Annotated in this window: 10 protein-coding genes, 1 tRNA gene and 1 pseudogene; all 12 read left to right on the top strand. The window is 42.9% G+C overall.

Annotation, left to right across the window (positions count from 1 at the left end):
• Positions 1 to 21: 21 nt before the first annotated feature.
• Positions 22 to 702, top strand: a complete 681-nt coding sequence (locus tag GN277_RS13870) for a glycosyltransferase family 2 protein (RefSeq protein WP_159751578.1) — start codon at positions 22 to 24, stop codon at positions 700 to 702.
• Positions 665 to 1201 (top strand): hypothetical protein, encoded by a 537-nt coding sequence (locus tag GN277_RS13865; protein WP_159751577.1) that lies wholly within the window; start codon positions 665 to 667, stop codon positions 1199 to 1201. Before GN277_RS13870 ends, GN277_RS13865 begins: the two co-directional genes overlap by 38 nt.
• Before the next feature lie 72 nt (positions 1202 to 1273).
• Entirely contained in the window at positions 1274 to 2950 is a 1677-nt protein-coding gene (locus GN277_RS13860; RefSeq protein ID WP_159751576.1) for an AAA family ATPase, read from the top strand.
• Positions 2951 to 3299: 349 nt separating this feature from the next.
• Positions 3300 to 4056: pseudogene (locus GN277_RS32410) on the top strand (DUF2264 domain-containing protein).
• Positions 4053 to 5477 (top strand): oligosaccharide flippase family protein, encoded by a 1425-nt coding sequence (locus tag GN277_RS13840; protein ID WP_159751573.1) that lies wholly within the window; start codon positions 4053 to 4055, stop codon positions 5475 to 5477. The pseudogene GN277_RS32410 and the gene GN277_RS13840 overlap by 4 nt, the downstream one beginning before the upstream one ends.
• A gap of 326 nt (positions 5478 to 5803) precedes the next feature.
• A tRNA-Thr gene (locus tag GN277_RS13835) sits at positions 5804 to 5876 on the top strand.
• A 219-nt stretch (positions 5877 to 6095) separates the two neighbouring features.
• Positions 6096 to 6827 carry an NUDIX domain-containing protein gene (locus GN277_RS13830; RefSeq protein WP_159751572.1) on the top strand — a complete coding sequence of 244 codons (732 nt, stop codon included), beginning with the start codon at positions 6096 to 6098 and terminating at the stop codon, positions 6825 to 6827.
• 43 nt (positions 6828 to 6870) lie between these two features.
• Entirely contained in the window at positions 6871 to 8535 is a 1665-nt protein-coding gene (locus GN277_RS13825; RefSeq protein ID WP_159751571.1) for a glutamine--tRNA ligase/YqeY domain fusion protein, read from the top strand.
• Positions 8536 to 8538: 3 nt separating this feature from the next.
• Positions 8539 to 9936 carry a MocR-like pyridoxine biosynthesis transcription factor PdxR gene (pdxR, locus tag GN277_RS13820; RefSeq protein WP_159751570.1) on the top strand — a complete coding sequence of 466 codons (1398 nt, stop codon included), beginning with the start codon at positions 8539 to 8541 and terminating at the stop codon, positions 9934 to 9936.
• A 95-nt stretch (positions 9937 to 10031) separates the two neighbouring features.
• Positions 10032 to 11009: a LysM peptidoglycan-binding domain-containing protein gene (locus GN277_RS13815; RefSeq protein WP_159751569.1), complete on the top strand. Its 978-nt coding sequence runs from the start codon at positions 10032 to 10034 to the stop codon at positions 11007 to 11009.
• Positions 11010 to 11250: 241 nt separating this feature from the next.
• Entirely contained in the window at positions 11251 to 12039 is a 789-nt protein-coding gene (locus GN277_RS13810) for a helix-turn-helix domain-containing protein (RefSeq protein ID WP_159751568.1), read from the top strand.
• A 42-nt stretch (positions 12040 to 12081) separates the two neighbouring features.
• The gene (locus GN277_RS13805) at positions 12082 to 12909 is read left to right on the top strand and encodes an ABC transporter ATP-binding protein (protein WP_159751567.1); all 828 of its coding nucleotides are present in this window, start codon (positions 12082 to 12084) and stop codon (positions 12907 to 12909) included.

The raw sequence follows: 12909 nt of genomic DNA, 5'->3' as shown, positions 1-12909 counted from the left end.
AAATAGAAGGAGAGATTCAGGATGGGCGTAATTAAGAGAAGCGTGAAAAGAGCGCTTGTCTGGCTTTTGGCCGAGTATACCGATATGGCTTATAAATATAAGGGGGGGGATTTTGAGAGAGACTGTGCTATTGAAGCTTTGATAAAAAAGGCGGAAATTCTGGGATATTCTTATCAATTTCCCTATGAATATACATGGAAGAATAGGGAAGTAGATTCACAAGTGGATGTATCCGTGATTGTGCCGGTATATAATATTGAAAAATACATTGGCCAGTGTATTCAGTCATTGATGGACCAAAAGACGGAATTCGTCTATGAAGTGCTTCTGGTGGATGACGGTTCAGTGGATTCGTCGGGGATGATTTGCGATAAGTATGCCGAAAATTATCCAATGGTCAGCGTTGTGCATCAGGAGAATAAGGGGCTTTCCTGTGCAAGAAATGCAGGATTGGAGAAGGTAAGAGGACGGTATATCAGTTTTGTGGATGGGGATGACTGTGTAGAGCAGGATTATATCCAGGTCTTAATGCAGAAAGCGGCACAGGCCAAGGCTGACATTGTAAAGGCTGATTTTTATCAGATGTATTCGGACGGTACGACACTCCCGTCCGGAAGGTACCGACGGGTAAAATCCAGCTATCATAACGGATTAGGGGGAGGATATGCTAAGTTTTACGTATGCGTGGGGTGCGGTTTATAAAAGGGAGATGTGGGAAGAGATTCGTTTTCCGGCAGGGTATCTTTATGAGGATATGATGATTGCACATTTATTGTTCTATATGGCGGAGACGTTTGAGTATGTTGATTTACCCTTATATCGTTATAGGAAAGATAATCCGACATCAATTCTGCATACCTGGGGAACTAAGGAAGTGAATCCCAAGGGGCTTGACCATGTATTCCTTGCGTATGCGACGCTGGAATTTATGTATCGTCAGAAGATAAAGGTTGACGTGAATATTTTGAAGTTGACAATACGCGAGTTTGGGGTGATTGTGTTTTACCGGATGAATAAAAAATATCATCCGTTGGCCTTTGAATTGGGGTGTTATACGGTTAGGCGGCTGCTTTGCAGGATTACCGGGGAATATGAGGTATTCCTCAATGAAAAAGAACGGAAGTATGTGGATGCTTTTTTGAAGGGAAAGTATACGGCCTGGAGGGCGCTGTGCAATATGGAACGATGGAAGGCAAAGTGAGAAGGGACGAACTTTTTCTTGTAAACATCCCATGGCCATGTTATCATCAGTCATAAAGAGGAGGTCTTAAATATGGGGATGTTTTTAGACAGCATTGTTCCGTCAGAGCGTTATAAGGATATTGTGAGGACTCGATTTTTTGTTGATAAATCTTTGATGATTGCAGAGTTAATTTCGGCAGTCAGCATAGACGGGCAGAAATATGTCTGCATTACCAGGCCGAGGAGGTTTGGCAAGAGTGTGATGGCAGATATGGTTGCCGCTTTTTTTGGAAGAACAGCGGACGGGGCGCCCATATTTGAAGGTTTGAATATTCTGTCAGACAGAAAGGAAGGACGGACGGATGGGGACACAAGCACCCCGGCTCAATTCGGCATAGACAAAGAGCAGGTTCGGGAGTGTATGAACAGATATCCGGTGGTCTATATTGATTTTAGTGAGATTCCGGAGAGATGTTCCTGCTTTGATGAATACATTACGAGAATTTTAGAGGGATTAAAGGAAGATTTAAGTTCTGCATATCCGGAAATTGTTTCAGATACATCCAAAGCAGTCTGGGATATCATGACAGAGATTTTTCAGAAGACAAGGCAAAGGTTTGTGTTCGTGTTCGACGAGTGGGATGCTGCATTTCATATGCCGTTTATTTCCGAAGGGGATAGGCAGGAATTCCTGAGGCTTTTGAAGGCTCTGCTTAAGGACAAGGCGTATATAGAATTTGCTTATATGACTGGAGTTCTGCCAATAGCGAAATATTCCAGCGGTTCAGAGATTAACATGTTCAAGGAATATAGTATGGCTGCGTCTGAATTGTATGGTGAATATTTCGGATTCTTGGAAAAAGAGGTTGACCGGCTATTTGAGATATATATACAGACTACAAGGATACCGAAGATTTCGCGGGATGACCTGCGGTTTTGGTATGACGGCTATTATACGGCGGTTGGCGAGAGACTTTATAATCCCCGTTCTGTTGTGTGCGCTTTGACGGATAATCAGTTGAAAAGCTATTGGACGGGTTCCGGTCCGTATGAGGAGTGCTATTACTATATCAAAAATAATGTTAAAGATATCAGAGATGATCTTGTGCTGATGGTGTCCGGGGAAGGTGTGAAGGCCAGGATACAGGAGTACGCGGCGACTGCGGCCAGGTTGGATACAAAAGACCAGATCTATTCAGCTATGGTTGTTTACGGTTTGTTGACTTATGAAGATGGGTCTGGCAGGGTGTTCATTCCCAACAAGGAGCTGATGGACAGATTTGACGAATTGTTATTGTCAAAGGAAAGTCTTGGATACGTTTATAGTCTGGCAAGGCAGTCGGAGAAGATGCTTGCGGCTACGCTGGCAGGCGATACAAAGATAATGGCCCAGATTTTGGAATTTGCACATGATACGGAGTCGCCGATCTTATCGTATAATCACGAGACTGAACTGTCTGCCCTTGTGAATCTGGTCTATCTGTCTGCGAGAGATGAGTATCGTGTGGAGAGAGAGGATAAGGCGGGAAAGGGGTATGTGGATTTTATATTCTATCCGCAGCATAGAAGGGGAGACGCTTTGATTCTGGAATTGAAGGTTGATGGAAAGCCAGAGGAGGCAATTAGGCAGATTAGAGATAAAAGGTATGTCCTTCGTTTTCAGGGGAAATTGGGGGAAAAGCCGAAGTTTGAGGGGAGGGTTTTGGCTGTTGGGATTAGCTATGACAGGAGGATGAAAAAACATTCTTGCAGGGTGGAAGAATTGTAATGTGGAAGACGGTATGATGTCTGATTGTAATAATTATAAAAATCGCAGAGTAGAATACTCTGCGATTTTTTGCTTTAACAGCATAATTATTATAACCACCTAAAACTAATAAATCAACACTTAATTTACTTTTGTAAAAATTTGTTGCAAAATCACAAAAGAAAATCAAACAAAAAGTCTATGTATAGGAATAGAAAAATCAGTTGGATAAAAAGAGTAAGGGAATTCAAAGCCTTTTGCAAAAGATTCAACGCCAGGTATTATGTTTCAAATTATGAGATTACAGGAATAACCATCAAATGGAGAATCATTTTCTGCCTGATTAAAATGGTTGGATAAAGGAGTTTATATGTGTGAAGATAAGAGATATATGCTAGACTTGCTGGAGAGAATGCTTCAGCCTTTTTTTGGACAGGAATTTGATTCATTTGATGAAAAATTTCTTTCTGTTTATGATGAGAAGGTGATTGGATTAGAATGTTTTTCCAGAATGCTGCTTGGACTTGGACCCTTAATTTATAATGCGCCCAACAGAAATCGTCTGAACTATGCCCTTGAGACGATTGCAAAAGGAGTGAATCCTGAAAATAAATATTTTTGGGGAATAAAAGACAATATGGATCAAATGCATGTGGAAATGTTTTCCATAGCATTTTTTTATTTAAAAACAGACGCTTCATTCCAACAGAGTTCTGGAGGAAGAATTCTGAACATATAAGGGAATGGCTCGGTAGTATTGAGAAGGTAGAGCTGCCCAAGAATAACTGGCTTTTCTTCCAACTATTAGTGCATGTACTCTTATACAAATTAGATTTAAGTCCTTTAGACTGGGATAGAATAAAAGGCTGGCAGAAGCAGATTAATGAATTTATAGGGGCGATGGAATTTATAGCGACGGCGAGTCTAGCCGCATTGATTATTATAACAGCTTTGCCTTTCATTTTTATTCTTTGATTTATTGCTCGCTAATGGAAGGAGAAGATACCGAAATATGTGAAGCTTTTTCTTCGAGAGCGAAAAAGTTTGCAGAAATGGCTCTCCTTATTGGGCATTTAAATTTTTTATTTTTCTTTATTTGGATGACGATGACGAGTTTTGGAAAATGAAATATGAGGATATTGAGTGTTATGGGGACGATAAAAAATATGAGTCGAATCATATTTGTGTGGGCAAGTACGGAGGGTATACGTATTTGTATCCCTGTGCATTAAATGCTGCCCAGGTAGAGTTCTCTCATTTTGAGGATAAATATTCTAAGTTCTGTTATACGAACTTATTTGGATTTAATGTTTCCAAAGGAATGGGATGTTTAAAGGAGATTGCCATGAATAAAGGGGAGATCAACAGGTTATCCAGTCTGTTCGTAAACATATATATCATGCAGGTATTGGCAGGAATATTGGTATTATCTGTATATGGCTGGTATTGTGTCAGTATAGCGAAAACGACGGTTTCCTGTGTGTTTGGAGTTTACTTGTTATCATATCTGTTCGATATTAATTGGTTCTTCTTCGGAATGGAGGAATTTAAAATCACGGTTATTCGCAATACGGTGATTAAACTTTGTACTACTGTGTTGATTTTAACTTTTATAAGGGAAAAAGATGACCTGATTATATATGTATGGATTACAGTTGTTTCTTATTTGCTTACGCAGCTTTCAATCTGGCCCTTTTTGAAGGGCAGGATTAGGCTTGTAAAACCTGGTTGGAAAGAGATAAAAAGGCATATTGCCCCAAACTTTATTTTGTTTATTCCTGTTTTGGGGGTCAGCTTATATAATATGATGGACAAGGTGATGATTGGGCTTATTTCTTCTAGCGTTGAAGTTGGTTATTATGAAAGCGCTGATAAATTAAAGGCTATTCCCATTATGTTTGTCACGGCGTTGGGAACCGTTGCCTTGCCCCGCATATCATATTTGAATTCAAAGTCAAAAGAATCAGAAATGGAAAGAGTGTTTTCAAATAGTGTTACGCTGATAAATTTTGTCATGACTAGTATTTGTTTTGGAATCATGGCAGTTTGTTCTGAATTTGTACCGGTATTTTTGGGAGAGGGGTTTGAAAAGAGTATAGATGTTTTATACTTTCTTTTGCCGAGCTGTTTTTTTGTAGGAATTGGAAATGTTATGAAGACTCAGTTTTTAATACCCAAAAAGAGAGACGGTATCTATATTCAGTCTATTTTCATAGGTGCAGGTTTGAATCTGGTTATAAATGCTGTTATGATACCCAGACTAGGCGCAGTTGGCGCTTCAATCGCTACCCTTTTTACAGAGATTGTTGTGTGCGGCTACCAAGTGATTCGGATATCGTCTGACGTTCAAGTGATGAAATATGTCATGAAGGACGGTTATATGTATGTGATTGGGATGATTATGTTTTTAGCAGTTAAAGGCATTCATTTACCCATAGCCTCAGAATTACTGAATGTTATGACAAAGATATTTATAGGAGGGGTTGTGTACGTTGCCTTGCTTGCTGTGATTCAGCAGGCGAAAGGAAGAAAGGGGATAGGAAAGTGAGTCTATTTTTTTTTTTAGTAGTTTTTAGTATACCAAAATCTTTATATTTTAATCTTAAATATTTTCCTGTAAAAACGGCGTTGCTTTTTCCGGTTTTAATAAGTTATAGGACAAAGCTAAAAGCCCTAAACGGAAAAATTATTTTGCCCGCCCAGCATTGCTTTGGATTAATTAAAATAGGTTTTTCCGGTTCATATGCTTTGGGGGGGGATTACTATAACAAAATATTAAATAAAATGTAGAAAAAAATGTAGAAAAAAGAAAAAAGGATATTGACAAGACGGGGCAAAATATTGTATAGTATCAATGTTGCATATCACATGTATGCTGCCTTGGCTCAGTCGGTAGAGCGTCGCCTTGGTAAGGCGGAGGTCGGCGGTTCGATTCCGCTAGGCAGCTTTGAGACTATTAAAGTAAAGATATTTCAAGGAAATGATTCTTTGGAATATCTTTATTTTTATATGTTAAATGTTAGGGTTCTGTGGCAAGCAGTATGTTCCGATAAAGAGTGATAAATTGACAGGATACCTAAGCATGGCATATAATAGCAGATATGTTGATATTGTCGGAGGAGCCGAATATCAGCCATTATAATTAGATTTTAGGAGGATGAGAACCGTGCCATCATTTTTAGAAGATATATCCCGTTTTCGCGGGACCGAAGAACGCAACGCTAAAGGGGAGACTTTGGAGGAATTTCTAAAAGCATATGACCCCACAAAATACGAATCCCCAAGCTGTACAACAGACGCACTTATATTCGCCCATTCGGGAAAGCCTGCCCCATCCTTAGAAAGCTTAAGTCTCCTCATGGTAAAACGGAGTAACCACCCCTGCATCGGAACCTGGGCGCTGCCAGGAGGCTTTGTCAATATGAGGGAGGACTTATCAGATACTGCCAGGAGAGAGCTGGAGGAAGAAACAGGGGTGAAAGGGCTTGTGATGGAGCAGCTTGCCACCTACGGAAGCTATGACAGAGATCCCCGCTCCAGAGTCATCACCACAGCGTATATGGCTCTTGTGAATGAAAAAGACGTGAGGGTCAAAGCAGGAGATGACGCCGCAGACGCCGCATGGTGCAAGGTGGGGCTAAAGCTGGTTTCTTCTAAACAGGAGGGCGGAAAGGTAACGAACAGTTATGCCTTATCTCTGGAAAATGAAGACAAAGGGCTGGCAACGAAAGCCTTGGTTGAGGAACACATCAGAACAGACGGAGTTATTCAGGAACAGAATTATATTGTAATAGAGCAGGGAATGACGGCGGCAGACCACGCGGCAATCATTACCCAGGCATTATTGATTCTGAAGAAGCGGTTAGAAAACCACCTTGTTTCGCCATATTTTTTATGATAAGATAGGGGACAGAATGTAAGTATCTACAAGGAGGAGTAATATGGGAGAAGAAACAGTTTCCAAAAATTTTATTGAGCAGGAGATAGATAAGGATTTAGCCGAGGGAGTTTATTCTGAAGTATGTACCAGGTTCCCGCCAGAGCCAAACGGCTATCTTCACATTGGACATGCCAAGTCCATTCTGCTGAATTCCGGTTTGGCGAAGAAGTATAACGGAACCTTTCATCTGCGGTTTGACGACACGAATCCCACAAAGGAGGATATGGAGTTCGTAGAGTCCATCAAGGAGGATGTAAAATGGCTTGGCGCAGACTGGAAGGACCATCTGTATTTTGCGTCGGATTATTTTGAGGTGATGTACCAATGTGCGGTAAAATTAATCAAGAAGGGGAAAGCTTTTGTCTGTGACTTAAGCGCGGATGAGATTCGGGAATACCGCGGTACATTGACGGAGGCAGGGAAGAACAGCCCCTACCGTGACCGAAGCCCAGAGGAGAATCTGCGTCTGTTTGAGGAAATGAAGGACGGAAAGGTGAAGGACGGGGAGAGGGTCTTGCGGGCCAAGATTGACATGGCGTCCCCCAACATCAACATGCGTGATCCGGTCATTTACCGTGTGGCCCATATGGCGCACCATAATACAGGGGATCAGTGGTGCATCTATCCTATGTATGATTTCGCGCACCCAATTGAGGATGCGGTGGAGAAGATTACCCACTCTATCTGTACATTGGAGTTCGAGGATCACAGACCCCTTTATGACTGGGTGGTAAAGGAGTGTGAATTTAGCCCTGCGCCGCGCCAGATTGAGTTTGCCAAGCTGTATCTGACCAATGTGGTGACTGGAAAGCGATATATTAAGAAGCTGGTAACAGACGGTATTGTGGACGGGTGGGACGACCCAAGGCTTGTGTCAATAGCTGCGCTTAGAAGAAGGGGATTTACGCCGGAATCCCTTCAGATGTTTATCGAGATGTGCGGCGTATCTAAGAGCCAGAGCTCTGTGGATTATGCTATGCTTGAATACTGTATCCGAGAGGATTTGAAGCTTAAGCGTCCCCGCATGATGGCGGTGCTTGACCCTATTAAACTGATTATCGACAATTATCCGGAGGGTGAGACCGAGTATCTGGAGGTGGAGAATAATCTGGAGAATCCAGAGCTTGGTATGCGCAAACTGCCGTTTTGCCGAGAGCTTTATATTGAACGGGAGGACTTTATGATTGAGCCTCCAAAGAAGTATTTCCGTCTGTTTCCGGAAAATGAAGTGCGTCTCATGCACGCTTATTTTGTAAAATGTGTGGGCTATGAGACGGATGAGAAGGGCAATGTGACTGTGGTTCACTGTACTTACGATCCGGAGACGAAGTGCGGTACAGGCTTTACCGGACGGAAGGTGAAGGGAACGATTCACTGGGTAGCGGCGCCTTATGCAAGGCAGGCAGAGGTACGCCTCTATGAGAATCTGGTGGATGAGGAGAAGGGAGTTTACAACAAGGAGGACGGCTCTTTGAATCTGAATCCCAACTCTTTGACTGTCCGCAAGTGTTATGTGGAGGATAGCTTTGCACAGGCAGGAGGGTGCGACAGCTTCCAGTTTGTGAGAAACGGATACTTCTGTATAGACTCTAAGGATTCGACGCCGGAGGCGCTGGTATTTAACCGGATTGTATCTTTGAAGAGTTCGTTTAAGCTGCCAAAATAATATATGTATGAATTGACGATGAATCTTAAGAGCCATTCTAAGATTCCCCTTTACGAACAGATTTACGACTATATTAAGAGGGACATCCAAAGCGGAAGGATTGGATATAAGGAGAAGCTTCCCTCAACCCGTTCCCTGTCCAGACATTTGGAGGTCAGCAGAAGTACGGTGGAGCTTGCCTATGAGCAGCTTTTGTCGGAAGGGTATATTGAGTCAGAGCCATACAGAGGCTTTTTTGTGGCGCAGACGGAGGAGTTGTACCATCTTAAGAGTGAGAAGCCTAAGGCAAAGCCCTCAAAGCAGGAAAAGAAGAAGTTTCAGTTTGATTTTTCGCCAAATGGGGTGGACTTAAGGAGTTTTCCGTATAATGCATGGCGGAAGCTATCCAAAGATATTTTGATGGATGACCGGACGGAATTATTCCGCTGTGGAGATTCCAAAGGAGAGTATGGCTTCCGCTGCGCCATAAGCAGTTATCTTCACCAGGCGAGAGGAGTGAACTGCTCCCCTGAGCAGATTATTGTGGGCGCGGGAAGCGACTATATCTTGATGCTTCTTAGCATGGTTTTAGGGAAAGAGCATAGGATAGCCTTTGAGGATCCTGCCTACAAGCAGGCGTATCATATGGCAAATGCATTAGGCTATGAGACTCATCCCGTGTCTCTGGATAAAAATGGAATAAAGATTCGTGAATTGGAGGAGTCAGGGGCAGATATTGCTTATGTGACTCCTTCTCATCAGTATCCCACAGGGATTGTGATGCCGATTAACCGGAGGATGGAGTTGCTGCGGTGGGCAAAGAAGGGGAAGGGACGGTACATAGTGGAGGATGACTATGACAGTGAGTACCGTTATAAGGGAAAACCCATTCCTGCGCTAAAGGGGTATGATGCCCATGAAAAAGTTATTTATCTAGGGACATTTTCAAGGTCGGTGGCGCCGGCAATCAGGCTTAGCTATATGGTGCTTCCTGAGCCGCTGATGGAGGAATATGAGAGAAAGAATGATTTCATACATACTACCGTTTCCAAGGTAGACCAGTTGATTATGCAGAGATTTCTGGAGGATGGGTATTACGAACGGCATCTCAACAAGACGAGGGCTCTGTATAAGAGCCGCCATGATGTGCTGCTGGAGGGGCTTAAGGGTATGTCGGATATCCTGACGGTTTCAGGGGAACATGCAGGAGTCCATCTTCTTTTGACATTTCAAAATGGGCTGTCGGAGGAAGAACTGATTCAAAGGGCGGCTAAGAAGGACGTACGGGTGTATGGGCTGTCGGATTACCGGATTCTTAAGTCAGGAGAGGAAAAGGCGACGATATTACTGGGATATGCGAATCTGACAGAGGAGCAGATTAGGGAGGCGGTTAAGATCTTGGAGGGGTGTTTTCGGTGTTAGGGCGCTGAAAACATCCCTTTTTTCTGATTTTTCGTTTGTTTTGGAACTTGCTGTCAGCCTCCTTCATAGTTTATATAGTGAAGGAGTGATTTTTTATGAGTATGAATGGAATAGACATCAGCAGATGGCAGGCAGGAATCAACCTGGCGGCAGTTCCCTGCGAGTTTGTGGTTATAAAAGCAACAGAAGGAACCACTTATGTGAACCCTTATTGTGATCAGCATTTTCGGCAGGCAGCAGAGCTTGGAAAGAAGTTAGGAGTCTATCATTTTGCAGGCGGCGGTAATGCGGCGGCTGAAGCCGAATATTTTGTAAGGAATATTAGGGGGTATATTGGAAAAGCGATTCTGGTGCTGGATTTCGAGATACAGAATATGGAAAATGGGGCAATCTGGTCGAAACAGTGGCTAGACAGGGTCTATGAACTGACAAGGGTAAAGCCGTTGATTTATATGAGTAATTATATGGCGAACCATCTTGACTGGAACGCTGTGGCATCAGCGGGATACCCTATGTGGAACGCGTATTATTATGCTTATGGAACGCCGATGGGCTACAATCCCGATGCGCCGCTGCCCCAAAAGCTTGGACCATGGGGAGGGGCGTTACTGTACCAGTATACCTCAGAGGGGAGGCTTCCAGGATATAATGGTTATCTTGACCTGGACGTATTTTATGGAGACTCTGGTGACTGGGATCGCTATGCAAGAGAGGAAGGGAGTGTAGAGCCGCCTTTGCCAGACCCTGTGCCTCAGCCTCAGCCGACGATTACTTACAGGATTAAGCGTGGAGATACCTTAAGCAAAATTGCCGTCAGATATGGGACGACAGTGGCGGTTCTGGCCCAGCTAAATGGAATTGCGAATCCGAACCGAATTTATGTTGGGCAGGTAATCAGGATTCCTGTTGATTCTTCCGGTCCGGTACAGCCGACGTATTATGTGGTGAAGCGGGGGGATACTTTAAGCGGGATTGCCGCTCGGTTCGGTACGACGTATCAACGATTGATGCAGCTTAATGGGATTCGGAATCCTAATCTTATTTATGTGGGGCAAAGATTGAGGATTAATTGACAAGAACTGCGTAATGCATATATTAATGAACTTTTTTCACAATTAGCAGCAATTATATCTGGGGACATGTTGATATTTTCGGATATCGTCATGTCCCTTTTTATGTTCAAAACACAGAAAAACCGCTGATTATCAAGATTCTCCAAATCGGAGAGCCAATCGCCTATTTGGGGATTGAACCATAAGCTAAAATATCATATAGTTTTATCAGCAATAAGAGGGAAAGACGGAGGGAAAGACAATGGACCAGATTAAAATTGGGAAATTTATCGCAGCTATGAGAAAGAAGCAAGAGCTGTCACAGAAGCAGCTTGCACAGAGGCTTGGCGTCACCGATAAAACCATTTCAAAATGGGAGACAGGAAACAGGATGCCGGACGCGTCAGTTCTGCTTAAGCTTAGCATGGAATTGAAGATTGATGTAAACGAATTACTTGCAGGTGAAGAATTTCTGTCAGAAGAATTTTCATCAGAAGAATATGTGAAAAAGTCAGAAAGCAATCTTGTGAAGCTGGTGGATGAACTGAATGAAAATGCCAAAGAGAGAAAGGGCAGAGGCATTGGAACAATACTGGGTATGGCCTGCATTGCTCTGGCTTTTATGGGACTAATAGGTTCTTCGCTGCCCATGGGAAGAATAGCTGATATTTTTGATTTGCCCACATTGTTTTACCTGTTTGGAGCAAAAATTCTGATTCTATCAATTTTTGGCCGATTTCATGATTATTTGAATGCATGGAAGGCATGCTTTGCAGGAACGGAATTGTCAATAAAAGAGATGAAATCAGCCGTACAAGCCGTCAAATACGTGGCCGCGTTATCGCTGACTCTTGGAGGTCTTATGGCGTCGGTTGGATTGTTTTCTCTGTTGAATTATTTAGATGACCTTACCATTATAGGGCCCGGATTAGCCCAGATTGTATTGGCATTTTTTTATACGTCAATCGCAGAGACAAGCTATGTGATTCTGTTATTTCGGATCAAGGGGATGTTTGCTGACAAAGGTACAGATCAAGGGACGTTTGATTAGAATATTTTAAGAAATCAGTATGAGAAATGGAGGAAAACAGGAATGGAAAAACTATTGGAAATTAAAAATCTTACAAAAAAGTACTATGAGGGAACCACGGAAAACAGAGTCGTTGACAATGTAAGCATGGAGGTTAAAAAGGGAGAATTTGTTGTGATTATGGGCGCATCCGGCTCTGGGAAAACAAGCCTTTTACATTTGATCGCGGGAATTGATACTTGTGATGAGGGTACAGTGAAATATTCTATATGTCCAGAGGGGGAGGGCTTCGGTCATATGGGGGAAAAGGCAAAGGCTTTGTTTCGGCGTACAAACATAGGGATTGTTTTTCAGCAGCAATGCCTCATTCCAGATCTTACGGTTTATGAAAATATTATGCTGCCCATGATGCTGGTTCGTCGGCCCACAGGAGAAAAAAGCCATGTAGGACATGGTAGGGGCCAAGACTTTAGGGCTTCCAGGAAGGAAACTATTTTCAATCTGTGCAGCCAGTTTGGATTAAAGGAGCATGTGAGCAAATATCCTTCCCAGTTATCAGGAGGGCAGCAGCAAAGAGCGGCAATCCTGCGTTCTGTCATAAACAAACCGCCGATTTTGCTGTGCGACGAGCCCACGGGGAGCCTTAATTCGGCGCAGACAGAGCTTGTCATGGATTTGTTAAATGAGCTTAACAGACAGGGGCAGACGATTATTCTGGTCACACATGATATGAAGGTTGCCATCAGAGGAGAACGGGTGGTCTATATTGAGGATGGACGTGTGGAGGGAGAACTGAAGTTTGAGAAAAATGAATATGAGGAAACAGAACAGGAAAGAAGGAATGACAGAGAGCAGAAATTAATGAGTTTTCTGGGGAAAAGAGGGTGGTAA

The sequence above is a fragment of the Sporofaciens musculi genome, assembly GCF_009830285.1.
Lineage (GTDB): Bacteria > Bacillota > Clostridia > Lachnospirales > Lachnospiraceae > Sporofaciens > Sporofaciens musculi.
The sequence above is the reverse complement of the archived record's forward strand: the minus strand, read 5'-3'. Positions and strand labels throughout refer to the sequence as shown.

Bases quoted from the DNA above. Each gene is read 5' to 3' on its own strand.
- GN277_RS13870 (WP_159751578.1), top strand. From the start codon at position 22: ATGGGCGTAATTAAGAGAAGCGTGAAAAGAGCGCTTGTCTGGCTTTTG.
- GN277_RS13860 (WP_159751576.1), top strand. From the start codon at position 1,274: ATGGGGATGTTTTTAGACAGCATTGTTCCGTCAGAGCGTTATAAGGAT.
- GN277_RS13825 (WP_159751571.1), top strand. From the start codon at position 6,871: ATGGGAGAAGAAACAGTTTCCAAAAATTTTATTGAGCAGGAGATAGAT.
- GN277_RS13810 (WP_159751568.1), top strand. From the start codon at position 11,251: ATGGACCAGATTAAAATTGGGAAATTTATCGCAGCTATGAGAAAGAAG.
- GN277_RS13815 (WP_159751569.1), top strand. From the start codon at position 10,032: ATGAGTATGAATGGAATAGACATCAGCAGATGGCAGGCAGGAATCAAC.
- GN277_RS13840 (WP_159751573.1), top strand. From the start codon at position 4,053: ATGAAATATGAGGATATTGAGTGTTATGGGGACGATAAAAAATATGAG.
- pdxR (WP_159751570.1), top strand. From the start codon at position 8,539: ATGTATGAATTGACGATGAATCTTAAGAGCCATTCTAAGATTCCCCTT.
- GN277_RS13865 (WP_159751577.1), top strand. From the start codon at position 665: ATGCTAAGTTTTACGTATGCGTGGGGTGCGGTTTATAAAAGGGAGATG.
- GN277_RS13805 (WP_159751567.1), top strand. From the start codon at position 12,082: ATGGAAAAACTATTGGAAATTAAAAATCTTACAAAAAAGTACTATGAG.